The sequence below is a fragment of the Psychroserpens damuponensis genome (assembly GCF_000826655.1).
Classification (GTDB): domain Bacteria; phylum Bacteroidota; class Bacteroidia; order Flavobacteriales; family Flavobacteriaceae; genus Psychroserpens; species Psychroserpens damuponensis.
This window is the reverse complement of record NZ_JXJO01000017.1, coordinates 52,673-76,945: the sequence shown is the minus strand read 5'-3', so window position 1 is coordinate 76,945 and position 24,273 is coordinate 52,673. Positions and strand designations below refer to the sequence as shown.

22 protein-coding genes are annotated in these 24,273 nt (G+C 33.3%); 5 read left to right on the top strand and 17 right to left on the bottom strand.

Translation table 11 applies throughout. The features are described from left to right. Nucleotides 1–35: 35 nt before the first annotated feature. Entirely contained in the window at nt 36–368 is a 333-nt protein-coding gene (locus TD29_RS09145; RefSeq protein WP_040280238.1) for a hypothetical protein, read from the top strand. A gap of 195 nt (nt 369–563) precedes the next feature. After that, a complete protein-coding gene (locus tag TD29_RS09140) occupies nt 564–908 on the top strand; it encodes a hypothetical protein (RefSeq protein WP_040280237.1) in 345 nt (114 codons plus the stop codon). A gap of 13 nt (nt 909–921) precedes the next feature. On the opposite strand, the gene TD29_RS09135 is transcribed toward TD29_RS09140, so the two are convergent. The 5 genes from TD29_RS09135 to TD29_RS09115 all read right to left on the bottom strand — a co-directional run bounded on the left by TD29_RS09135 (nt 922) and on the right by TD29_RS09115 (nt 7,709). Beyond that, the gene (locus tag TD29_RS09135; protein ID WP_040280688.1) at nt 922–2,409 is read right to left on the bottom strand and encodes a hypothetical protein; all 1,488 of its coding nucleotides are present in this window, start codon (nt 2,407–2,409) and stop codon (nt 922–924) included. Then, nucleotides 2,409–3,899: a cellulose synthase family protein gene (locus TD29_RS09130; protein ID WP_040280686.1), complete on the bottom strand. Its 1,491-nt coding sequence runs from the start codon at nt 3,897–3,899 to the stop codon at nt 2,409–2,411. Before TD29_RS09130 ends, TD29_RS09135 begins: the two co-directional genes overlap by 1 nt. Continuing rightward, nucleotides 3,899–4,588 (bottom strand): glycosyltransferase family 2 protein, encoded by a 690-nt coding sequence (locus TD29_RS09125; RefSeq protein ID WP_040280236.1) that lies wholly within the window; start codon nt 4,586–4,588, stop codon nt 3,899–3,901. The genes TD29_RS09130 and TD29_RS09125 overlap by 1 nt, the downstream gene beginning before the upstream one ends. A 224-nt stretch (nt 4,589–4,812) precedes the next feature. Next, complete coding sequence (locus tag TD29_RS09120) at nt 4,813–6,402, bottom strand: 4Fe-4S binding protein (protein ID WP_040280235.1); 1,590 nt, start codon at nt 6,400–6,402, stop codon at nt 4,813–4,815. Between the two features lie 2 nt (nt 6,403–6,404). Continuing rightward, nucleotides 6,405–7,709, bottom strand: a complete 1,305-nt coding sequence (locus tag TD29_RS09115) for an NAD(P)/FAD-dependent oxidoreductase (RefSeq protein ID WP_040280234.1) — start codon at nt 7,707–7,709, stop codon at nt 6,405–6,407. Between the two features lie 147 nt (nt 7,710–7,856). Here TD29_RS09115 and TD29_RS09110 point away from each other — a divergent pair, with 147 nt between their 5' ends. From TD29_RS09110 to TD29_RS09100, 3 genes are all read left to right on the top strand, one after another. Continuing rightward, a complete protein-coding gene (locus TD29_RS09110; RefSeq protein ID WP_152611502.1) occupies nt 7,857–8,813 on the top strand; it encodes a glycoside hydrolase family 113 in 957 nt (318 codons plus the stop codon). Nucleotides 8,814–8,872: 59 nt separating this feature from the next. After that, nucleotides 8,873–10,132 (top strand): BamA/TamA family outer membrane protein, encoded by a 1,260-nt coding sequence (locus TD29_RS09105; protein ID WP_040280232.1) that lies wholly within the window; start codon nt 8,873–8,875, stop codon nt 10,130–10,132. 67 nt (nt 10,133–10,199) lie between these two features. Further along, nucleotides 10,200–10,931 carry a metallophosphoesterase family protein gene (locus TD29_RS09100; RefSeq protein ID WP_174435343.1) on the top strand — a complete coding sequence of 244 codons (732 nt, stop codon included), beginning with the start codon at nt 10,200–10,202 and terminating at the stop codon, nt 10,929–10,931. On the opposite strand, the gene TD29_RS09095 is transcribed toward TD29_RS09100, so the two are convergent. From TD29_RS09095 to arsS, 12 genes are all read right to left on the bottom strand, one after another. Continuing rightward, on the bottom strand, nt 10,932–11,621 hold the full coding sequence (locus TD29_RS09095) for a TIGR04283 family arsenosugar biosynthesis glycosyltransferase (protein WP_040280229.1): 690 nt from the start codon (nt 11,619–11,621) through the stop codon (nt 10,932–10,934). It abuts the gene before it with no gap. A 27-nt stretch (nt 11,622–11,648) separates the two neighbouring features. Continuing rightward, nucleotides 11,649–12,494: a DUF547 domain-containing protein gene (locus TD29_RS09090; RefSeq protein ID WP_040280228.1), complete on the bottom strand. Its 846-nt coding sequence runs from the start codon at nt 12,492–12,494 to the stop codon at nt 11,649–11,651. Between the two features lie 31 nt (nt 12,495–12,525). Then, on the bottom strand, nt 12,526–13,413 hold the full coding sequence (locus tag TD29_RS09085) for a sterol desaturase family protein (RefSeq protein WP_040280227.1): 888 nt from the start codon (nt 13,411–13,413) through the stop codon (nt 12,526–12,528). 1 nt (nt 13,414) lies between these two features. Then, entirely contained in the window at nt 13,415–14,227 is an 813-nt protein-coding gene (locus TD29_RS09080) for a purine-nucleoside phosphorylase (RefSeq protein WP_040280225.1), read from the bottom strand. After that, entirely contained in the window at nt 14,220–14,828 is a 609-nt protein-coding gene (locus TD29_RS09075; RefSeq protein ID WP_040280224.1) for a TIGR04282 family arsenosugar biosynthesis glycosyltransferase, read from the bottom strand. The genes TD29_RS09080 and TD29_RS09075 overlap by 8 nt, the downstream gene beginning before the upstream one ends. Next, nucleotides 14,782–15,342, bottom strand: coding sequence for a rhodanese-like domain-containing protein (locus TD29_RS09070; protein WP_052467051.1), 561 nt, complete (start codon nt 15,340–15,342; stop codon nt 14,782–14,784). Before TD29_RS09070 ends, TD29_RS09075 begins: the two co-directional genes overlap by 47 nt. Before the next feature lie 30 nt (nt 15,343–15,372). Continuing rightward, the gene (locus TD29_RS09065; protein WP_040280223.1) at nt 15,373–16,206 is read right to left on the bottom strand and encodes a metallophosphoesterase family protein; all 834 of its coding nucleotides are present in this window, start codon (nt 16,204–16,206) and stop codon (nt 15,373–15,375) included. Then, on the bottom strand, nt 16,191–17,525 hold the full coding sequence (locus TD29_RS09060) for a sodium:solute symporter family transporter (RefSeq protein WP_040280222.1): 1,335 nt from the start codon (nt 17,523–17,525) through the stop codon (nt 16,191–16,193). Before TD29_RS09060 ends, TD29_RS09065 begins: the two co-directional genes overlap by 16 nt. Nucleotides 17,526–17,530: 5 nt before the next feature. Further along, nucleotides 17,531–18,973: a SusD/RagB family nutrient-binding outer membrane lipoprotein gene (locus TD29_RS09055; RefSeq protein ID WP_040280684.1), complete on the bottom strand. Its 1,443-nt coding sequence runs from the start codon at nt 18,971–18,973 to the stop codon at nt 17,531–17,533. Between the two features lie 104 nt (nt 18,974–19,077). Continuing rightward, entirely contained in the window at nt 19,078–22,272 is a 3,195-nt protein-coding gene (locus tag TD29_RS09050) for a SusC/RagA family TonB-linked outer membrane protein (protein WP_040280221.1), read from the bottom strand. Nucleotides 22,273–22,330: 58 nt separating this feature from the next. After that, nucleotides 22,331–23,014 carry a DUF2064 domain-containing protein gene (locus TD29_RS09045; RefSeq protein ID WP_040280219.1) on the bottom strand — a complete coding sequence of 228 codons (684 nt, stop codon included), beginning with the start codon at nt 23,012–23,014 and terminating at the stop codon, nt 22,331–22,333. 110 nt (nt 23,015–23,124) lie between these two features. After that, nucleotides 23,125–24,189: an arsenosugar biosynthesis radical SAM (seleno)protein ArsS gene (gene arsS, locus TD29_RS09040; protein WP_040280217.1), complete on the bottom strand. Its 1,065-nt coding sequence runs from the start codon at nt 24,187–24,189 to the stop codon at nt 23,125–23,127. Nucleotides 24,190–24,273 lie beyond the last annotated feature (84 nt).

The following is a 24,273-nucleotide window of genomic DNA, read 5'->3' as shown; positions in this document are numbered from 1 at the left end:
TTACCTTAATTAGTTCCAATTCTTATATTAAAATAATGAGACGTAACGATCAAAACTTAAAACGTGTAATTGTTGACTTCAAAAAGTTAACACCCGAAATTTTAGCCCTTTTAGTGCAAAAGTATCCCGATGGATATGATGATGATAATGTGATCTCATTCAAAAATGCTAAAAATGAAACTGTAGAAGCAGTAGAAGTGATAACGGAAGACACGAAGTATTTAGTCAAAGTGAGTACCAAACTCGAAATGACCATGGAGAATTATGACGAAGATGATTATGAAGATTTTGAAGATGATGATCCAGATGCGGTTACAGACCCTAATCTAGAACCTGGACAAGAAGATCCAGATTTTGATGAGGTGTAAACAGTTTTCAATTTTATACATAACTCAATAAAACTATCTTTTTTTAAACATATTTGATCTAAATAGCTGTATATAACGTATATATGATATTCCACGTGTAATTCATTAAATGAAATTACTAAAAGCGCTCTCGGACTTGTAGTGGCAAATTTCCGAAGAAAATAAATTAATTTTCAACGCTTAAATTTTATTACAATGACAACAAAATCCGTTTTAATTACAGGCTTTTTGAGTATATTTTTATTTGTTTTAACATCTGCAAATACAGATCAAGACACAACAACTTTTATTGGTATTTATGATGGTTATGAAGATTATGGATACAATTTCATTGAAACTAGTGATGATGGAGATGACTATACAATGACACTTCAACACCTAGATAAATCCTTATTAAAATCTTTTGATTTAAATTCTGAAAAATTAATAGGCACTAAATTCTCGGTGACTTATACAACAGAAACAGAAATTGAAAAAGATGAGGATGGCTACGAAGATGAAGTAGAAGTTTACACCATTATAGCCCTAAAAAAACTATAATTTTAGTACCAATTTATGATGAAGCCAGCTCGTTTGAGCTGGTTTTTTTATGCTTCGGAAATCGTCTAGATAAAAACACTTCCCAAATAAATACACCATAAACAATCACATACTCTAACGCGATAATCCATAGGTTTTCAGACTTGTCTGCCTTATTAAGATTGATGTAAGCCAAGTAGCTCAAAATAATTACAAAACTCCAAACCAACGGAAACTTATAATGAGTAAATACACTTAATATTAAAAGCGTTGCAATATACCATGGATGAACCGTTGTGCTTAAAAACAAGTAGATAGTAAAAGCAAAAAGCATATGTGTAATTAGAGTTTTTGTGTCTATTTTTCTTCGGAAAACGGACAATCCAAAAACCGAAAGAAACACCAAAATAGGCAAGATTTTACCAATTACAGCAATTTCATTATAACCAGTAAACCAATAGCCAATTTCGCGAGAAACATAATATACACTTGCATTAAATTCAAAATTATTAAACCATAACGCAACAGTTTGAGAATAGTTGTTTATAAATTCTGAAGAGAAAAAAGGAGCAAACAGTAACAGTGTTGTGACACCTATAATGACATAAAAAGAAATTAACTTTTTAACGTCTAGTCTTGTTGTGTCCTCATTTTGAACTTCTTTTATTATCATATTAGAAGTCTGTTTTAACGGCTCATTAGCAGGAGGTTTCTCAATTGCGCTAAAACTAACGTTGGGCTTTTTAAAATAGAAAAATAACAAAGGCAAAAACAAAAGCGGTATCAACTTTACAGAAATTGACAAAGCAAATACAACTGCAGCCCATTTAAATTTACCAGAATGTAAGAGATATAAACTCCACACTAAAAAGAAAATCATGACACCTTCAAAATGAAGATTGCCAGTTAATTCTATAATTATAAATGGGTTAAGAATGTACCAAAATATGTTATGTTCTGGTAAGTTTAGTTGTTTGAGTAACTTTTTTCCGAAGAAAAAAGTTCCAAAATCGGCTACGATAATCAATAAACGAAACACGATTGCCGAACCTAAAATACTAGCATTAGAAAACAATGCAGCTATTAAAAAACAAAGTTGGTTAATTGGTGGATAGTTGGTGTAATGACTACCGTTTAGTGTTCCCATACCATTATAAAGCGCTTCAGCTTCAGGAATAGGGTAATGTGTGCCAGCTTGTATAAAAGATTCTGGCGTGTAGAGATATGGGTTTAATCCTTCTAGAATCATACGTCCATCCCAAATAAACCTATAAAAGTCCTGAGATAAATTAGGGATTGCTAAAATGAAAATCGCTCTAGATAGAAATGCAATGGTTGATAAAAGCTTGAGGTTGTTTTTGGCGTATTTAAGCAGTAAAATAAACACCAACCAAGCTGCAACATATAGTGTGATGAGTTTAGTATAATCGGTTCGTATTAAATCGTAAGCAAATAGCCAATAGAGTAAAAAGCTAACGCATGCAAGCAGAATAGGAATCTTGTTAAGTTTCCAAAAGGGAATCAAACCTTAGACTTTAAAGATTTAAAAAACACATAGCCAAAACCAATAAATAGCATCAAATGAAAAGGAAATAATCCAAAATCTCCACCTTGATCTCCTACAATAAACGCGCTATATAAACCAAATGCGAAATAGAGCATGAGTATACCTTCAATAACAACATGAGGTGATAGTTTTTTCTTTAAATATTTGTTGCCTTTCCAAGAATCTTTAAGAGTACTAATATTAAATTTTGGTGTACGTACAAATTCACTACGTTTACCTGCATGACCTTCTAAAACAGCAATTGAGTTGTGTAACGAAAAGCCCATAGCAATTGAGAAAAACGTAAAAAACATACCAATATAACCAAAGAATTTTTTAAAACCACTACCGTAAATTTCTTTATACATAAACCAATAGCACACAAAGAAAATGATTGTACTCATTACAAAAAACGACATAAAATAGAAGTAAAATCTCAAGTGCTCATATTCATTTTTGATATAAAGCATTGGGATACTCAACACAGCCACAATAAATACATTTAAAAACATGGTACTATTAAGTAAATGCAGTAAGCCATGAACTTTAGTTTTAGCAGATATGTTTTTAGATTTAATAACTCTAGAACACATTTTTCTAAAGTTCTCTGCGCCACCTTTATTCCATCTAAATTGTTGTGAACGTGCAGCACTAATTACAACGGGTAATTCTGCAGGTGTTTCGACATCTTCTAAATATTTAAACTTCCAATTTTTAAGTTGTGCTCTGTAGCTTAAATCTAGATCTTCAGTAAGTGTATCACCTTCCCAATTTCCTGCGTCAAAAATGCATTCTTTTCGCCATACTCCAGCAGTGCCATTAAAATTTATAAAATGACCTTTACTATTGCGTCCAACTTGTTCTAAAGTAAAGTGTGCGTCTAATGCGAAAGCTTGGATTTTAGTGAGTATAGAGTAGTTTCTATTAATATGTCCCCAACGAGTTTGTACAACACCAATTTGAGGATCTTTAAAATAAAGCACAGTGCGTTTTAACCAGTTTTTCTGCGGAAGAAAATCGGCATCAAATATTGCTATAAACTCGCCTTTAGCTGTTTTAAGTCCTTCTTTAAGCGCTCCAGCTTTAAAACCACTACGATCTGTTCTAGTAATATGTTTTATGTCTAAACCTGTATTTTTGAGTTTTTCTATTTGTAAACGGGTTGTATTTACCGTTTCATCTGTAGAGTCATCTAGTACCTGGATCTCCAATTTATCTTTAGGGTAATCAATAAGCGCGATATTCTCTAATAAGCGCTCCATCACATACATTTCATTAAAAACAGGAAGTTGTATGGTTACTAAAGGGATTTCATCGCTATTAGAAAAATCAAATGTATCACACTCTTTAGTCGCTTTTTTTGACGATAAATAATTAAAGAGTAAATTTAATTGCGCTAATGAATATAAGAATATAAGCACTATAGCAATAGTGTAAATGATGATTATGGTGTATTGTAGATAGATCACTTAAAACTGTATTTAAAAATCCAACCTAAGATTTTTACGCCTGCAAATATAGCACCTTTTACTGTACCTGAAACTTTTGAGACACCTATTCTGTTTCTATAGTTTACAGGCACTTCAGTATAGCTTAGTTTTTTTCGTAATGCCTTGAGCTGCATTTCAACCGTCCAACCATAAGTTTTATCTTCCATTTTTAGGTCTAAAAGCGTCTTGTATTTAATGGCTCTAAAAGGGCCTAAATCGGTAAATTTTGCTCTAAATAAGAGGGTCATTAATGATGTTGAAAGCCAATTTCCAAAAATTTGAGGTATTGTCATAGACCCTTTTTCTCTCAATTCTTTAACGCGAGATCCAATCACAAAATCAATATTGTCATTAATAATTGGAGCTACAATTTTGGTTAATTCTTCTGGATAATCGCTGTAATCACCATCTAAAAACACAATAATATCTGGTTGGTCTTGCTGTTTAGCTATATAACTCATGCCTTTTAAACAGGCATAACCATAACCTCTGTTAGTTTCTTTAAGTACAGTGGCACCAGCTTTTTTTGCATTGATTTCGGTATCATCATTAGAGTTGTTACTTACAACGATAATTTCATCAACTATGTTTGGGATATCCTTAATAACAAGCGCTATAGAATCTGCTTCGTTATAAGCAGGTATGATGACTTTTATTTTGGTCATTTAAACGTTTTAATCTTTTTTTATTGCTCAAAAATCTAAGTTAGCAATATGCATTTTTATATTATGTTACAAGTATGATATCTCAATATTTTTTCTTCGGAAATAGTAATACGGATCATTTTATCTTTTTTAGACTATTTTGAATCGAGCACATTTCCGAAGTAAAACAATATATTAAATGAATTATTTAATTTTGAGTAGGGCTCATATGTGCATACTCTATTTTATTTTTGATTTACCAAATCCATTAAATCCACATCATTACCTAATAGTATGTCAGTTGGATTAATTCGTCCAGTCATACTATCGTTTTCTAATTTTAAAACACCTCTTGGGCAAACAGCAGAGCAAATACCGCAACCTACACAACTTGAGCGCACAATATTTTCTCCTTTTTGAGCATAATGTCTTACATCAATTCCCATTTCGCAACTGTTAGAACAGTTTCCACAAGAAATACACTGACCACCGTTTGTAGTAATTCTAAATTTAGAAAATAAACGTTGTTGAAAACCAAGAATTGCTGCCATTGGGCATCCAAAACGACACCAAGAACGACTACCAAGTATGGGATAAAATCCTGTGCCAATAACACCAGAGAAAATTGAGCCAATATAAATACCGTATGCAGATCGTAGTGCTCCTGCTTTTACATAGAATACATGATCGGTAGTTCCTGTGAAATGCATGGTAACTAATATGAGTATTACTGCAAAAAGACCAATAGCTCCATATTTGGCATCTTTACCAAGTTCATGTCTTTTAAACAACATTACTACTGTAAATACCAAGCTTAAAAAACCAATAACTAAAGCAATAAAAACACCTCTTGTTAACCAGAAATCATTACTGTCATAACCTAAGTAGGTGTAAACCATTGCAGTTGTCATCACAACAGAGAAAACTAATACTAAGTGAATTAACCAGCGTTCAAACTTCCAAGCCGACATTTTTTTAGATGATAAGTGTCTAAATGGATCTCCTGCAGTTTCAGCCAAGCCGCCACAACCACAAACCCAAGAACAATACCAGCGTTTACCGTATTTATAGGTGAGTATTGGTGTAATAACAAAAATGGATATAATCCCAAATAGGAGTAACGCTAAACCAATATTTCCATTAGATAGAAAGCCTTTTACAGACCATTCATCAAAAATATAATAGTTAAGTGGCCAAATACTTTTTAAATCGTAGTACGGTAGATCATTATTCATAACGTACATGAACTCTGGAATTAAAAAGGCGAATCCCAATTGAAAGAACATTACAGATATAGTTCGTATTTGTTGATAGCGATTGTGTCTATATTTGAGTATGAATTTGTAACCAAACGCTAAAATAGCAACTGTATACAATGTACCGTAAACAAACCATTGGCTTGCAGGTCTACCACTTAAAAGTTTGCTTAATGGATCAAATAAACTAATTAAACCTGTGTTTTCTGAGCCATCTGTACCTAAGCCTAAATACTTAGGAAAGAAATATAATACAATATAAAATGTTGTGAGAATAACACCAACAATCCAACCCCAAACACCACGTGATGAAATAGATTTAAACCAGGCTCCATCATTTTTAATGCCTTCTAATTTTGATAAATAAGCATCTCTAGAATACACAATTATACCAGTAATTATCAACCCTAAAGCCAATGTTAAAAAGATGGCTTTATTAGGGAAGTTTGTATTAAACAGTGCTAATGCTAAAATAAGTAAGCCAATAACACCTCCTGCTAATGCTATTTTTTGTGTTGTTGAAATGCCTAAAGCATCAGGTTTTGCAAGAGACATGCTGTGATTTATTTTATTACTCATGATTAAGCGGTTTGTAGTTGGTTATTATAGGCTGTTACTATTTCAGCTTCAAAGTGTTTGTAAAATTCTGGATCAAAATTAGCTTCAGAGAGATGATTTATAACATAGTCTATCGTTCGTTTTTCGGTGAGCCATGTATCAAATGTTTCATGACGCATTCGTATTCCGAAGGTATTTATGCCCAAAAACTCATTTGTATTTTTATGATAAGCGACTGTAATACATTTGGTATCGTCTTCATGTTTCCAATGAAAATGTTGTTCATAATCTGGTCGTCCTTTTCTGCGAAATACCCAACCATAGGTTTGATATTCAATGTCTAAAAACTTAGCTGAGTTAAACCAATGGCCTGGTTTATAGGCGAGACGATTTCCGCAGATTGTTTGCGCCAAAGTTTCTCCCATCATACGTCCTGTATACCAAACTGCTTCAATAGGTCTTCGATTTCCTATGGCTTCATGTTGCTCTGCACAATCACCAATAGCATATACATCTGGAATATTTGTTTCTAAAAAGCGGTTCACTTTTACACCACGACCCAGCTCTATTTTTGAGGATTTAATGAAATCAATATTAGGTGTGACACCTGCTGTTAATCCAACAACATTACAAGGGATTTCTTCACCAGTTTCTTCAATAATAACTGATTTTACGCGACCATTGTCATCACTTTTTATCTCTTTTAAATTAGTTGAAAGTCGTAAATCTATATGGTGATTTTTAATATGATTATTAATCATTTGGCTTTCGCCTTCAGGTAAAACTCCGTTCCAAAAACTATTTTCTCTAACTAAAAAAGTGACAGGAATACTTCTAGAGTTTAACATTTCGGCTAATTCAATACCAATGAGTCCACCTCCAACTATGACAGCACGATTGCAAACTTCTTTATTGGGCGCATAGGTTTCGAGTTTCTCTAAATCTTGCTTGTGATACATGCCCATTACGCCTTCTAAATCCTGTCCTGGCCATCCAAATTTGTTGGGTTTACTTCCTGTTGCGATAACGAGTTTGTCGTAATTGAGGTTGCCACCATCTTCAAAATGGAGTTGTTTAGCGTCGGTATCAATATTTTTAACATAGGCTTTAAGCAGCTCTATTCTATTTTTTTTCCAAAACCAATTTTCATAAGGTTGGGTGTGTTCAAACTTCATGTGACCCATATAAATGTACATGAGAGCTGTTCTTGAAAAGAAATATTCTGTTTCAGCAGATATGATTGTAATTTTTTTGTCTGATAGTTTTCTAATATGTCTTGCGAGCGTAACTCCAGAAATTCCGTTTCCGATAATAACGATATGTTCCATAAATTTTGGTTTGGTATTTTTACTCAGTCGAAGGTTTTGTTAAAACCTTAACCAACTATTGACTTTTTGTTTAAATTTAAACATTAAATCTTAAGTATGAGATTATTTTTTGTTGTGTGTATAGGGATATTGCTTCATAATTGTGCAATGTCAAAAAAACCATTAGAAAAAGTTAATGGTGTAAGTTTTGTTGCGTCTCGTGATATTGTTAACGAAACGCATACAAATCCCGTAGTTGATGTTGGTGCAAATTATGCTGCTATCATGCCTTTTGGGTTTCTTAAAAGCGCAGATCATCCAGAAATTATTCATAATACAGATCGACAATGGTTTGGAGAAACAAGAGCAGGAGGTAAACAGTACATAGATGAATTGAGAAAAAAGAACATTAAAATCATGATAAAACCTCAAATTTGGGTTCGTCATGGGACATTTACGGGCCATATAAAAATGAGTGATGAAAAACAATGGAAAGCTCTTGAGACATCCTATGCTAGTTTTATTTTAGAATATGCCGAATTAGCCCAAGAAACCAACGCCGAAATTTTATGTATTGGCACAGAGTTAGAAAATTTTGTAAACGAGCGTCCTGAGTATTGGCATGATTTAATTGCGAAAATAAAATCGGTTTATACAGGAAAACTGACCTATGCAGCCAATTGGGATGAATTTAAACGAACACCTTTTTGGGATGAGTTAGATTTTATAGGTATTGATGCTTATTTTCCTGTGAGTGATATGCAAACACCTACTATTGAAGACTGTATAGCAGGTTGGCAGAAACACAAACCAATCATTCAAACTTTATCAGAAACCTATAATAGACCTGTTTTATTCACAGAATTTGGGTATCGTAGTATGGATTATACAGGGTTAGAACCTTGGAATAGCGATCATACATTAAAATCGCTAAACTTTGAAGGTCAATCTAATGCCATGCAAGCTTTATTTGAAACCTTTTGGAACGAAGATTGGTTTGCTGGTGGCTTTGTTTGGAAATGGTTTCATGCACATGATAGAGTAGGAGGCGATGAATGCAACCAATTTACACCACAAAATAAACCTGTAGAAACTGTGATTCAATCTTTTTACACAGTTAATTAAATTTTATAGTAACGTAAGGCTTAGTGATGTGTACGACCAAAGAGTCAAATATCCATCTCATGAAAATCCTTATCACATGTTTTTTTCTAATAACCAGTTTTGCTATTGCTCAACAGGCAACTGTAGCAGAATTTAATATTATTGGGCATAAAAAGTTAAGAGCTTCTTTTGTAAAAAAAATATCTAATATAAAAGCAGGAGTCGTACTAGATTCTACAATGATTAAAGCAGATATTAAACTTTTAAAACGTTTACCATCTATTGCAAATGCTAGTTATGAGGTTTTGTCTTCAGGGAATAATACCTATACTGTCATTTATACTGTTGAAGAGAATTTTACTATCATACCATCTGCCAATGTATATACTACAAATGACGACGAATTTGCGTATCGGTTGGGATTGTTTGAGTTTAATCTCTTCGGAAGAAATATGACCTTTGGAGGTTTTTATCAACAAGATATTTATAGGTCATATGCCTTGAATTTTAGAGCACCTTACTTGTTCTCTAAACAATTTGGTTTGGCCATTAATTACCAAGATTTAACCACCCAAGAACCTGTTTTTTTTGATAATACCACATCAAATTATAAGTATAATAATGAATCTTTTGAAGTCTTAGGCTTATATCAATTAAACTATAATAATCGTTTTGAATTAGGTATCAATGTCTTTACAGAAGATTATGAGTATAAATTTGGAGCAACAAATCCAAATGTGCCACAAGACTTACAAGTGAACAAGCTCCTTTATAAATTAATTTATGAGTACAATAATTTAGATTTTAATTTTCAATATGTAGAAGGGTTTAGTAGTGTTTTAAATGTTCAGCATGTGACTTCAAAAAGTGAAGACTTACTGCCAACTTTTACAATTGGGTGGAATGATTTTTTATACTTTAAGCGCTATGGTAGTAAAGGTAATTGGGCTAGTAGATTACGATTAGGACTGTCTACAAATAACGATACACCTTTTGCACCTTTTTCGGTAGATAATAATTTAAACATTAGAGGTGTTGGTAATTCTATTGATCGTGGGACTGCAGCAGTAGTTCTGAATACCGAATATCGTCACACCCTCTACGAAAAAGGATGGTTTGCGTTACAAGGTAATGCATTTGTAGATGCAGGTAGCTGGAGGCAACCTGGAGGTCATTTAGATGAGATTACAAAATTTAATAGTCTTAGAGTTTATCCTGGTGTTGGTTTGCGGTTCATTCACAAAAAAATATTCAATGCTATTTTTAGAATCGATTATGGCATTGGCGTCTCAAATAATTCTACTCAAGGGTTAGTATTTGGAATAGGTCAATATTTTTAACCTAAATTTATTTTTCTATTTAAGGGTTGCTAAAGGAATACATTAGATTTATAAAAAAAACTATATAATGCGAACACTAGCTATTGGAGATATTCACGGTGCATTTAAAGCTTTAAAACAATTGGTTCAAAAACTTCAAATTAAAACCGATGATCAGCTTATATTTTTAGGTGATTATGTTGATGGATGGAGTGAATCTGCTCAAGTGATACAGTATGTCATGGCATTATCCAAAACCAATAATTGCGTAATTATTAAAGGCAATCATGATGTTTGGTGTGAGCAATGGTTAAGAACTGGAAATATAAATAGTGTGTGGTTTAAGCATGGTGGTAAAGAGACTATAGAAAGTTACAAGACGTTTTCCGAAGAAGATAAAAAGCAACATTTATATTTTTTTGAAAGCATGCAACTTTATCATATTGATGAGCTTAATAGGCTGTTTTTGCATGCAGGTTTTACATCTATGCATGGTGTAGAACGTGAGTTGCATAAAGAAAATTTTTATTTTGATCGTACGCTTTTAGAAATGGCTATAACTATGGATAAACGTATAGAAAAAGATTCTAGACTATACCCAAACCGTCTCAAATTATACCATGAAATTTATATTGGTCATACACCAACAACTAATTTTAATCAAGACCAACCCTTACAGGCTATTAACGTTTGGGACGTAGATACAGGAGCAGCTTTTAAAGGGAAACTATCAGCTATAGATTTAGATACAAAAGAGGTATTTCAAAGTGATCCTGTGTACCAATTATATCCAAATGAGATTGGTAGAAACAAAACATAATTAACAAATATGTTTTTTATAATACGTAAGCATGTCATTGGCAGAAGCTCCAAACCATTTTTTAATATAAATGATACAAAAATGATATTGTAATGTCCAAACACCATGCTTTTGGTAGCGACGAGCAGAGGTCTTTAATTTTTTATTAATAACAACAAATTCGTTTCTCGCGTAGAGTTCATTAATTAACATATTGTCTTCATAGATGATATAATTTTCATCATAACCACCAATATCATCAAATAGAGCACGAGTAATAAACTGACTTTGATCACCACCACGACTAGCTCTCCAAGAAAATTGAGTGAACCAACTCATTAAACGTAACCACCAATGATTGCTTTCAAATTGCATTCTAAAGCAACCAGCATTATTGCCTTTTTTTACTTCGGAAATGATCAAATCATCAAAATGTAACGGTGGAAAAGAATCTGCATGCAAGAAATACAAAATACTACCTGTCGCATGTTTTGCGCCAAGATTCATTTGCTTAGCTCTTCCCTTTGGTGATGAAACAAGCTTGATTTTTAAATCTAATCGTTTAATAATATCTAGAGAGCCATCTGTACTGCCACCATCAACAATTATAATTTCTGAAATGTGCTCCAACGACGAATGGTCTATTAAATGAAAAAGGAGCTTTTCAATAGTTTTAGCTTCGTTTAAAATAGGGATGATGATACTGATCATATAACTACTTACGCAAAAATATGATGTCTAGTTTTGTTCATTTAAATTCCAATTATAATCGATGTAATTGACCTTTGCATTTGCTGAAATCTTAATAGTTGCATATTGATTAATATAGTCAATCACTGAGCCATTGTCTTTAAAATCACCTTTATACCATTTGAATATTTCAGATAATTTCGGGTTGTTTGCCGACAGGTTATTTTTTTCCGTATTATTAATAAATTCTTTGGTTGCACGTTCCATTAAATCTTGAACATTATCTGCAGTATACGCTGTATTTAATAATTTAGGACAAGAGAAAGAGGCACAATTGATCGCAAAATGTATTCTTGGCTCGTTCATTTTTCGAAGAATACCATTTTCAATATCTGCTAATGAATAGTCTTTATCTCCAATTTTTAATCGATTTTTTCCCCAAGGATTTTTAATGTCTTTAATACTTTTTGTAGGATAATTATCGATAATTAGCTTAATTGTATTTGCATTATAAACATTGATAAAGTAAGCGAGTTGTTCGTTTATACTCCAGTTTTTGGCAGGAACTTTAGATGATAAATAATTAATATAGTCATTAAGTTTTTGACTGTCATTTTTAAAACCTTTATAATCTACATCACCATTATTTGCCACATATTTTTTTAATAAATCATCCCATGGTTTGTGATTAAGGATGGGATTTAAAGTGACATAATCAGTTTGTACATCATCATTAATATTAGAGTTTGTATCTAATGTAGCATCTGGCTTTTCTTGTTTTGTTGATATATTAGTATTTTCTTTAGCCATTTTTATAGGAAGACCTTTAGCCGAGAAACAGCTAAATAAAAATGCAGATACGACAATAACTATGATAACATTTAATTTTTTCATTTTTAAGGGTTTTATGTCATAAACACTTGAACTAATTTTTAGTTTTAAGTGGATATAACTCTTGGTGTAAAAAATCTTTTGGAAACCGTTCATCACCATCAAAACCTAATTCTATATCTCTTCCATCGTGCGGAATATAGTTGGTTTTAAAGATGTAATCCCAAATACTTAATGTTAGTCCGTAATTAACACCAAACCTAACACCTTCAGGTAATTCTTTTGCGTGATGCCAAATGTGCATCTTCGGATTATTTAGTATATATTTTAATTTTCCGTAGTCCCAACCCAAATTAGCATGATTGAGGTGACCAATAGCAATAGCGAAAAAATAAACAATAGCAACATCTTGAGAACTGTAATTTGCAATGATGGCTAACGGAATATATCTAATAGAATTATAAACTACAGGCTCCATCCAATGGTAGCGTAAATGTGCTGCAAATCCCATTTCTTTCACGCTGTGATGTACTTTATGGAAATTCCATAAAAACGGAAACCGATGTAATAAACGATGAGTGTTCCACTGTACAAAGTCATTAACTAAAAAGAAAATAAATAGACCTAACCATTTTGGCAAGTCGGTAGAATCAAAAAGTTGAAAACTTGAGAGTGAAAGTCCAACCCATGCTAAGCCATCATTTAAAAACTCTGCAACCGTATTTGATAATGCGATAAGTACAATTAAATTGAGAAGAAAAAAATTAAAGAACATATAAAAGGTGTCTAACCAAAAATCTTTTCTAAACAAACCTTGTTGTTTTCGCCAAGGAAATAGGGCTTCTAGCAACCAAACCACTAGAGATATAGCGATGAGTCCATAAAAATAGTTATCCCAATTATTTTGAAGTAGAATTTCGTTCTTTAGATAATTCCAGTAACCAGAATACGAGTTTTTTATGAGGTCTAAATATTTTTCCAAACTATAAATTAGTTATCAATTCTTTAAAAAGTGTAATCATATGCGGTTCTGCTTTTCCTGCCATTGCTATGATTTCACTAATATCTACAGGTTTTAGATTGTTTGGGTCGCATTCATCAGTTAAAACTGACACTGCTGCTACTTTTAAATTTAAGTGATTAGCCACTATAATTTCAGGAACAGTGCTCATACCTACAGCATCTGCACCAATAATTTTAAGCATTCTGTATTCTGCACGAGTTTCTAATTGCGGACCAACAACACTCGCATACACACCTTCGTGTAATTTAATATCATGCGCTTTTGCAATAGCTTTAAACTTAGTATTTAAGTCTAAGTTGTAAGGTGCGCTCATATCTGTAAACCGTTCGCCTAATTCTTCAACACCTCTAAAAGCTAGAGGAGAACTTCCTTGGAGATTAATATGATCATCTATCAACATTAATTCTCCTTTTTTGAAATCTAAATTTATGGCACCAGAAGCATTTGACACCAACAAAGTTTCAATACCTAATTGTTTCATTACACGAACAGGATAGGTGACATCTTGTAAAGAATAACCTTCATACACATGAAAGCGTCCTTGCATAACAATAACTTTTTTGCCAGATAAAAGTCCATAAATTAATTTGCCTTTGTGGAACTCAACCGTAGCTGTTGGGAAGTTTGGAATATGATTATAGCTAACTTCTGAAAGAATTTCGACCTCGTCAATTAATTTGCCTAAACCTGTACCTAAAATGATACCAATTTCTGGTTTGTCGAAACCTTTGGTTTTTAAATAGTCTGCCGTTTCTGTTATAAATTTAATCATGTGTGTCGTAAAATTGTTTGAGTTGGTTATAATGTTTCATATCGTCAAACGTATCGATATCGTTTAGCGGTTGTAACAAAGATACATCCTTGTTTTTTAAATCTGCAATGGTATCTTCTCTAACAGTTTCGGTTCCCCAAGCTTTATTGATAAAAATGGCTGGATGTAATTCTTTCATTCCTAAAAGATAATAACCACCATCTTCAGCAGGACCAATAACAACATCGTTTTTATGTAATCTATCTATGGCATTTTCGATAATGTCCTTATTTAAATCTAGCAAATCACTACCCAAAATAATAACTTTTTCATAACCCAAATGAAACAAGTCATCAAAGGCATTATGCATACGTTCTCCTAAATTTTTTCCTTTTTGTAGTTTTTTTCTGAAATGTGCTGCACCCCAAATATCATCAATTATTAAGGCTTCAGAATAAAACACAAAACGATCTGCATTGACTTTTTTAGCAACGTTAGCAGTATGTTGTAATAGATATTTATAAATATCTAAAGCAGCTTGGTCTCCTATCGTTTTTGCTAAACGGGTTTTGCATTTACCCAATTCTGGATTTCTCGTAAAAATTATTAATGCGGTTTTCAATTCTAGTTATTTTTTTTGTTTCGGGATATACTTTGATGCCTTTTAAAAGCCATTTACTCCAAGCTTTTGAAAAGACATGAACACTATCAGTTTTTATGTTTTTAGCCTTATAAACTTCAAAATCATTATTTCGCCATTCAAATATACCACCATACAAGTTTCTCACATTTGTATAACCCGCTTTTTTTAATTGATTTGCGATGGTTTCAGATCTAATTCCTAATGAACAATACACAACGATAGCTTGATCTTTAGTTTTAATATTTTGTAAAGTATGATTCAGGTTAAAATCATTATATCCAACATATAGAGCGTCTTTAAGATGACTCACATTATATTCCGATAGTTCTCTAGCATCAAATAGGGTAACATCAGTTTTTGGCATTGCTAACTCTTGAACCGAAATATAAGGAATATTGTTCGTGTTATGCTTGCTCAATAATCGCGACAGTGTTTCTTGGCTATTTACCGAAAAACCTGAGCATACTATTACTAAAAAAAAGAGTTTATGCATACGTGTTTGGTCTTTATAATAAGGTCGAACTTACAGTTGTATAGGTTGCCCTTGTTGTTTCTTTTCTGTTTCTGGTAATATGTCCATGTTGTCCCAAATGCCAGAAAGTATCGTTTTGGCGTAAGCTTCGGGTAATGGCGCATTAATCATTAATGTGTGTGTTAATTTATGATTATAATCTAATTTACGAAATTGAATATCAATAGGTTTTATAGAGTCGTCTATGACAGTAAACCAAACCTTAGAATTTCCATCATTAGCAGGCATACCAATTACTCCTGGATTTATCCAATAGTTGTTGTCTACCTTATTATAAAAAGGAAGCCCAGAATGACCAGCTATAATAATATCACTTTGAGTTATTTCAAAATTTGGACGCTTTTTCTCCCATGGTGTTGATTTAAATATAAATTCGGAAATATTAAAATACGAGCCATGTAAAACTGTTACCTTTTGCTGTCCTAAGGTGAATGTGATATAATCAGGAATAGAGTTTAGGTAACTAAGTGAATCTTTAGAAAGTTTGCTTTTCGCATAAGGATACCATTGTTGTGATAAATTATCACATTGTGAACCTGCTTTGAAATCACAGCCACAATGGTCTTGGTCATCTCGTAATTGTATTTCTACATTGCCAAGAATACTTTTAGCATTCCAATTTTTAAAAGTTTGAATGGTTTCTTCTGGTTGTGCGCAATACCCAACAATATCACCTGTACAAATACAGTTTTCTGGAGGAATGCCTTCTTTTACAGCATATGCGATTAATGCTTCTAAGGCTTGAAGATTACTGTAAACACCACCAAATAGTAGTACTTTGCCTGTTATGGAGCCTAAGTTTAAAGCTTTTATTTTTTTATCCATTTCGGTATGAAGTATATAAGATTACAAGTTAATATTCCCCAAACATTAACCCAAAGCAAGTCTGCATATTTACCATTGGTAAATATTAAAGCTTTAGGAAATACATTAAAAAGCAAAACAAAGCCAAACAATAATCCAGTAATCACACTAAGATAAAAACTGATTTTTGGTACTTTAATTTGCCAAAAAAGAAATAAAGGAGTTAGTCCAATCACCATGGTTCCAGATATTGTGGTAGCCGATAATATTTCGGCATCTAGAAATACAGGTAAAGTTCCAAGAATAGCAATGACTGCCATTGAAACTCTACCAAAAGTGATATCTTTTACAACGCCTAAATCTATAGAAAGCAATTTTGAAAACGATGAAAATGTAGAGTCTAGAGTAGACGCTGCAGAAGTTATCATTATAAAATTTATAACCAATAAAATGATAACGCCAAAGGCCTTGCCAACCTCAACTGCAGCTTGACCTTTCATTCCTTGGGTTTGAGCATAAACACCAATTATACTAAAAAGTATAATGCAAATAGCACCTAATACACTTGCCCATAAAAAACTTTGCCGTGTAACTTTTGGAGAACTTATAAATGCTCTATCGGTTAACACAGGATCATGAAAAGGATAACTAAACGATTGAATAATGGCTGCAAAAAAGAGGTTTAAACCCAGTTCAAAACTCCATGTTCCTGAGGTTGCAATTTCTATGGTCGAGACATTTTCCGAAGAAAAAATAGTGCCTAAAATAACCACTAATAATACAGAGAATAATACCATTTGTATCACATCTGTAAAAATAGAACTACTCAATCCGCCTTTTATAGCATAGGCTAGCGTTAATAACGTAAATACAATGATGGCTAAATAATAAGGTTGACTTCCTGCGCTACCAAAGTAACTACCAATAACCATAGTATTACTCCATACCTCATTAAAAAGTCTAATAGCAATTAAAACAGAAAATAGGAGCATGGCACCTTTTCCAAATTTAGAGGTTAAAAATTGATGTATACTTTTAAAACCACCTTTGGTACGCATTTGGTAAATTAAAACACCAGCAACTGCAAATGATACATAATAACCAGCATATGCAACACCTCCAACAATACCAAAGTTTAAGCCTAAATTAGCAGCGTTGGTAATGCTTTTAGCAAAAATCCATGAGATAATTAAGCTACCAGTTAGGACCAAAGTATTTGGAGCCTTACGTTTACTCACCGCTTTAAAAAATTGATCTTTTGTTTTTGCTATAGGTGACAAGAAAAATAGTATCAAACTTGATACGATAATTAATGTCCATTGCCATTGTATTGTTTCCATATTATTTACTCATTCCACCACACAGGAACATTAATACTATTATCATTAGTTGTTGCGGCAGCAGCTGTATAATTTTCATTATTTAAGGCTTCTTCTTCTGCAGGATAAGGCATACGAACAGGAATGATATCATTATTAAAACTTGCCGAAATAGTTTGAAATTCTGGAAATCCAGTTCTTCTAAATTCTACCCAACCTTCGTAACCATTAATGACATTGGCAATCCATTTTTGTGTAATTATTTGTTGTGTTGGTGTGGTTCCTGGAGCATTATATGCTGCGTTTCCAGAGAGGTAATTTGCCGGTAAATCTGTATTCCAATACTCAAAAGCTAATGTGATTCCTGTTTCATACAAGTTTTGAGCGTCGGCTGTGATGAGGTTATTTGCTGCAGCTTCGGCTAGTGCAAAATGAACTTCCCAAGCAGTTATAAAATTAGCATCTAGGGTAGAGGTGTCTTCTCTAAAAGCCGTTCCTGCCAAGGAGTAATCGGCCAATGCAACAGATGTTTCCGAAGGGTCAATACCATTTATTAACCCATTGAATTCTCCAGTAGTTGAGTTTGAAAATGGCCTAAATAAAGTTTCGATTCTCGTATCATTTAAATTGGTTAGAATGTCATCCATCGTTTCAGACATGACAAAATTATTAAAATCACCAACACGCAATTGTGCGAGTCTAAAACTGTTTGGATCTGTGTTTGTAAAATTAAAAACAGCATTTTGAGCATTAAAGCTAATATAATTCCCTTCATTAAATATGTTTTGTAATGCTGCGGAAACATCAACTTGACCAGAAATGCGGAGCAAATGTTTAATTTTCAGGGAATTTGCAAAACGTACCCAAGCGTCTAGATCGCCATTAAATAAGATGTCTCCTTCTAAGGGAATGACATCACTATATGCATTAATAGCAGCAATGCCTTTATCAAGGTTGTCTAAAATTCCGTTTTCATTTAAGTAAATGTCTTCTTGTAAATCGTAACCAGGTGTTACTGTGCCGTTGACACCATTAAAAGCCTCAAAATAAGGCACGTCTCCAAACAAATCGGTTAAACCTGCAGCCATATATGCTTTTAAAATTAGTGCAGGACCTTCGTAAACTCTAAATGTCTCTATGGTTTTTGATTGGTTTAAAATAATTTCATTATCCCTTAGGTTGGTGTAAAAAATTGGCCAAGGATTTCCTCCTAATTGTGGTGATTTTAACGCATGACGATCAAAAAGATTAAAGTCTAAAGCAGTTCTATGTTGTGATAATAGATCTCCAGCCACAAAACCTTCGTAACTCATGTTCTCTCCAAAATCGTAAATAACTTGGCGTAATAATAAACTAGGTTGAACGCTACTTGGTGCATTAGGGTTAGTGTTGATCTCTTCAAAATCTTTAGTGCAACTTACCGTTGCTAAAAGACCAACTATTGTAAATATGTATATAATGTTTTTCATTGTTTTTATTTTATCCTGCAAGGTTTCTAAACCTTGTAGGTATGTAAATTTTCCTACTCGTTGTTTTAAAACCTGCAAGGAACCCTCATTCTTTGCAGGTTAAGCTAGAAATTAAATCCAGCTTTAAAGCCAATACTACGTGTTGTAGCATAGCTCATGTCTTCAATACCACTTACAAAACCATTGCCTTGCACTGCGAGTTGTTCTGGATCAAAATGCGGATTTTCGGTAATTACAAATAAGTTGTTTCCTATTATGGATAGACTTAAATCGGCACCTTCCTTTAAGCCAAGAAACCCATTTTTTAATTGAAAATCATAACCAATAGAAAATTGACGAAGTTTTAAAAATGATGCATCATAAATATTATTCTCTTCATGGTTTCTATCATAGAATTGTCTGTAATAGCTTTCTGCAGAAACAGCTACCGTATTTGGTAAGCCTGTATTTACATTTACACCTTGAGCAACGATACCGTCTTCTGGTCTGTATCCAGTTTCTGCTAATTGACCACCAACATTACCTAGAGCTCTGGTTCTTGATACAACTTCACCACCTTGTCTCCAGTCAAATAAGAAACTTAAATTCCAGTTTTTGTAGCTAAAATTATTGTTCCAGCCTAAGGTGAAATCTGGGTTGTAATTTCCTAGTTTTTGGAGTGTATTATTTGCAATAAATCTACCGTTGTCATCAATAAGAAATTCTCCGTCAGGACTGCGAGAATATCCTGTACCATAAATATCACCAATGCGTCCACCTTCTTCTACTTGAAACCAAACTGTTTGGTTGGCGCTGTCATAAATTCTACTGTAGGCTAGAGTTAATCTGCCATCTGCTTGAGGTAATTCTTTAATTGTTGAACGACTTGATGCAAAATTAAAAAGTGTATTCCATCTAAAATCTTGTGTTTTAATTGGTGTTATACCTAATATAAGCTCTACGCCTTGCGTATTTACTTTACCACCATTTACAACTTGCTGGTTGTAACCAGATGATACTGCAATGGGTAAAGAAATAATTTGATCTTTGGTAGTTGCGTTATAATAAGTGGCATCAATTTTTAAACGGTCTTTAAAGAAACGTAAATCTGTACCAACTTCAAAAGAGGTGGTTTGCTCTGGTTTTAAATTTGAGTTTGGTATAAAATTTTGATCGCTAAATGTTGGCTGACCATTAAATGGTGTTTGAGATACAAATGCGCCAGAGGTTTGGTAGGCTCCAGTATCATTACCAACCTGAGCAACACTTGCTCGTAGTTTAGCAAATGAAAAAACCTCTGGCAACTCCGTTACATTAGATAGTATAAAACTTGTAGAAACCGATGGGTAGAAAAACGAAGTCCCATTAACAGAAAAAGGTGTCGCTAATGCGCTAGACCAATCGTTACGACCTGTGATATCTAAATAGAGATAATTTTTGTACCCAAATTTTGCAATACCGTAGAGCGAATTAATTCGTTTTCTGCTTTCAAATTGAAATGCCTCAATTGGCGATGCTGCATTGTTTAAGTTAAAAATACCAGGCTGCGCAAGGTTAACGGTTTGCAATTGTTTGGTTGCTGCATTTTGATCTAGACGATTTCCGCCGAGAGACACATCAAAAGAGAATTCTCCAAATTGATTATTGTAATTTACTAAAAAATCGGTGTTCACTTCTCTAAAACTAACATCATGCTCTGCATAACCTCCATTTTGAAAACGATTGCTGCTAAAATTTCTACGTAGTTCTCTAGTTTCACTGCTATAATCCATTCCTGTTCTAAAAGCAATGCTTAGATTATCTGTGATATGGTGTTGTACTCTAATGTTTCCGAAGATACGATCGCGCTCAAATGAGTTTCTGTTTTCTTCAAGAATAAAAAATGGGTTGTCAAAAAATGTGTAGTTAAAAGAGTATTGCTGTAGACCTTCTAATCCTGGTTGCCAATAATTTCTTAAACTATTAATGTTTAAGGATCGTGGTCCCCAAGCTACAAGTGAATAATTAGCGTTTTCACTGCCATAACCATTAGATGGTCTATTATCACTGCTAGAATTAATATAGCTTATTGAGGTGTTAATTTCAGTCTTGTCACTTGGGTTGAAATTCAATTTTGTAGCAATGGTTTGCCTATCGAGATTAACACCTGGTATAATTGATTCGCTTCGTAAATCTGTAAATGACAGGCGATAATTGCCTGTATCAAAACCGTTAGAAATAGATAAATTATTAATTGTGGTTACACCTGTTTCATAAAAATCCTTAAGATTGTTTGGGTTAGACCTAAACTCTGTAGCTGTAATAGGTATTCCTGAATACAATGAGGTATCACCACCTCTTACAAATACGCCATTCCCTAAATCGACAGGGCTATCAAATTGCGGAATTAAAATCCCTGCATCTAAACGTGGTCCCCAAGAATACGTGATATTATCGCTAATACCACCTCCAAGACCGTCAACATACTCAAATAATCCAGCTTGACCTTGACCATATTGATTTTGAAAATCTGGTAAACGAAAAGCAGAATCGACAAATAAAGAGGTATTAAAACTAATGCCTAATCCTTTTTTGTTACGACCATCTTTTGTTTTTATCACAATAACACCATTAGAGGCGCGAGTTCCATAAAGTGCAGCAGCATTGGCTCCTTTTAATACAGTGACAGATTCAATATCATCTGGATTAACCTCCATGGCACCATTACCAAAGTCTATTTCTTGAAAACCTGCAGCAGCTTCATTTGTGAAATTAAAAACAGTTTCATTATTAATAGGCGTGCCATCAACAATAAATAAAGGGTTGTTGTTAGAAAACGAAGACTCACCACGAATCGTGATTTTTGATGATGAACCAACACCAGTTGCCCCTTGAGATATGGTTACACCAGCTAGTTTACCAGAGATGTTATCTAGAAAGTTTACCGTTTTAACTTCGGTTAAGTTTTTTGAGTTAAGTTCTTGTACAACATAACCCAATTCTTTAGTTTCTCTTTCTAAACCTAAGGCGGTAATGACTACTTCATTTAGAGAAGAGGTGTCTTCAGTTAATTTAATATTAATAACGGTTTGGTTTCCAACACTAATAATAGAGGTGTTGTAGCCCAAATAAGAAAATCGTAGTTGATCTTGGGTAGAGGTTACATCTATGGAGTATATTCCATTTTCGTTAGTAATTGTTCCGTTGCCAGAAGTCGATGTAATATTAACGTAGGCTAATGGTTGGTTGTCTATATCACTAGTAACTGTACCTGTAATTGTAATTTGTGCATAGCTGTAGCTAGATAGCAACAACATAATGCAAATGTAAATTTGCTTCATTTAATTGAATTAGTAACGTGAAATTGATTATCTGATTATTATCAGAATTTTAAGAGCTCTATAAATGAAGATGTAAAGGAGAGCCCTTATTAAATGAAAGCTTTAGTAAAAAAGAATCTATAGCATTAATTTGAGATGTGAGAATTTCTTTTTCTACGGAAATGTAACCTTGTAGGTGTTTTTTTAACGTTGTAGAAATAGATTTAAAACTATCAATAATAGCATTAACATCTGAAATAGTATCAATATCTGATAAGATCTCTAAAAATGATAATTTGATATTTTTGGACCTCAATATATTAGAAATACTTCTACTTAAAATTGAAGTTTGCCAAGGTAATTTTATAAATGTTTCTGGATTAAAATGAGCCTTTTTTAATCCCATTAAATAAAAGCCACCATCCTTTGAAGGTCCTAAGACCACATTTTGTTCTTGTAATTGAGTGACTGCTTTTAAAATGTGCTTAGTTTGTAGATGAGGTGTGTCGTTACCAATAGTTACAACATTTTCAAAACCTTTATCATAAATAGATTGTATGGCATTGGTAAAACGTGTACCAAAGGTAGATCCTGTTTGGTTTTTTTCCGAACATAAAAAATACGGCAGTCCAGTTTTTGAAACAACTTTTATGGTTTGCTTATTTAATGCGTCAAACAATGGCTTAGACGATTGAAACGGTTTTTGAGACGCTTCAAACTCTGCTGAGTTTGCAAATATTAGTATGGCCGTTTTGTTGTTCATCTTAAACCTCCACAAGAGTGGAAATCACATTTTTTATTATTTGTTACAAAGTTTAAAGCTTTGCAAGTGTTATTATTTTTTATTAAAAAGGATATGAGCTATGCAGGCTATTACGCAACAACACCTTGACAACTACTTCCTGCTCCAGCAGTACAACCATAGCAATGTTGTGAAATGACAATATTTCGTCCTTCTAAAAGTTCTTCGTTAAATTTTGATATATGCTTAGACTTACTATTTACTGGTAATTCTAGCATTTGATTAAAATCACAATCAAACAAGTATCCATCCCAACTAATAGACAATGTGTTGGTACACATAACATTTGTTACCGCAGACGGGTTATAGGCTTCTACCAATTGATACATGTAGTCTTCATAATTTTCTGAAGCGATTAAAAAATCTAAAAAACGTGCAATTGGTAAATTGGTAATCGCAAATAAATTGTGAAATTCGATACCAAAATCTTCCATTAGTGCTTTTTTGAAATCTTTCTCCATAGCAGCCTGATCTCCTGGTAAAAAAGCACCAGATGGATTATAAACCAAATCTAATTTTAAAGCACTACCTGGCATTCCGTAGCCAACTGCGTTAAGTTCTTGTAGCGCTTTTATAGATTTAGCAAAAACACCATCACCTCTTTGTTTATCAGTTTTTCCTTTTGTCCAGTGTGGCATTGAGCTCACGACATGCACATTGTGTTTTTTGAAAAATTCGGGTAAATCGTAATATTTTTTGTTGGCACGAATAATTGTTAAGTTAGAACGAACAATAAAATCTTTAATCCCAACTTTGGCAGCTTCTTCAACAAACCATCTAAAATCTGGATTCATCTCAGGAGCGCCTCCTGTTAAATCTAAAGTATGCGCACCAGAATTTTTAATAACGTCTAAACATTGTCTCATGGTTTCACGCGTCATGATTTCTTTTCGGTCTGGACCTGCATCTACATGACAATGATCACACACTTGGTTACACATGTAACCCACGTTTATTTGAAGTATTTCAAGTTTTTTTGCTTTAAGCGGAAATTGGCTAGTCTCCGAAATTTTATCTTTAAAAGTAGGTAATTCTCCGCTTTTGAAAATTCCGTTTGATAAGATTTCTAGCTGTCTATTGCTTTGTGCTAAATCGCTTCCTTTTTTTTGTAGGGATTGTGTCTTTACTTTCGTCATATTCATTTTTAAGACTGAGGTTTCTTTTTAAGGCTAACTGCGTTAGGGATGGAGGCTTTGTTGGAGCTCCTCAAAGAGAGCGAC

Coding starts and splice junctions, on each gene's coding strand:
- TD29_RS09145 (WP_040280238.1), top strand. CDS start 36: ATGAGACGTAACGATCAAAACTTAAAACGTGTAATTGTTGACTTCAAA.
- TD29_RS09140 (WP_040280237.1), top strand. CDS start 564: ATGACAACAAAATCCGTTTTAATTACAGGCTTTTTGAGTATATTTTTA.
- TD29_RS09125 (WP_040280236.1), bottom strand. CDS start 4,588: ATGACCAAAATAAAAGTCATCATACCTGCTTATAACGAAGCAGATTCT.
- TD29_RS09120 (WP_040280235.1), bottom strand. CDS start 6,402: ATGAGTAATAAAATAAATCACAGCATGTCTCTTGCAAAACCTGATGCT.
- TD29_RS09115 (WP_040280234.1), bottom strand. CDS start 7,709: ATGGAACATATCGTTATTATCGGAAACGGAATTTCTGGAGTTACGCTC.
- TD29_RS09110 (WP_152611502.1), top strand. CDS start 7,857: ATGTCAAAAAAACCATTAGAAAAAGTTAATGGTGTAAGTTTTGTTGCG.
- TD29_RS09105 (WP_040280232.1), top strand. CDS start 8,873: ATGAAAATCCTTATCACATGTTTTTTTCTAATAACCAGTTTTGCTATT.
- TD29_RS09100 (WP_174435343.1), top strand. CDS start 10,200: ATGCGAACACTAGCTATTGGAGATATTCACGGTGCATTTAAAGCTTTA.
- TD29_RS09095 (WP_040280229.1), bottom strand. CDS start 11,621: ATGATCAGTATCATCATCCCTATTTTAAACGAAGCTAAAACTATTGAA.
- TD29_RS09090 (WP_040280228.1), bottom strand. CDS start 12,494: ATGAAAAAATTAAATGTTATCATAGTTATTGTCGTATCTGCATTTTTA.
- TD29_RS09080 (WP_040280225.1), bottom strand. CDS start 14,227: ATGATTAAATTTATAACAGAAACGGCAGACTATTTAAAAACCAAAGGT.
- TD29_RS09070 (WP_052467051.1), bottom strand. CDS start 15,342: ATGCATAAACTCTTTTTTTTAGTAATAGTATGCTCAGGTTTTTCGGTA.
- TD29_RS09065 (WP_040280223.1), bottom strand. CDS start 16,206: ATGGATAAAAAAATAAAAGCTTTAAACTTAGGCTCCATAACAGGCAAA.
- TD29_RS09060 (WP_040280222.1), bottom strand. CDS start 17,525: ATGGAAACAATACAATGGCAATGGACATTAATTATCGTATCAAGTTTG.
- TD29_RS09055 (WP_040280684.1), bottom strand. CDS start 18,973: ATGAAAAACATTATATACATATTTACAATAGTTGGTCTTTTAGCAACG.
- TD29_RS09050 (WP_040280221.1), bottom strand. CDS start 22,272: ATGAAGCAAATTTACATTTGCATTATGTTGTTGCTATCTAGCTACAGC.
- TD29_RS09045 (WP_040280219.1), bottom strand. CDS start 23,014: ATGAACAACAAAACGGCCATACTAATATTTGCAAACTCAGCAGAGTTT.
- arsS (WP_040280217.1), bottom strand. CDS start 24,189: ATGACGAAAGTAAAGACACAATCCCTACAAAAAAAAGGAAGCGATTTA.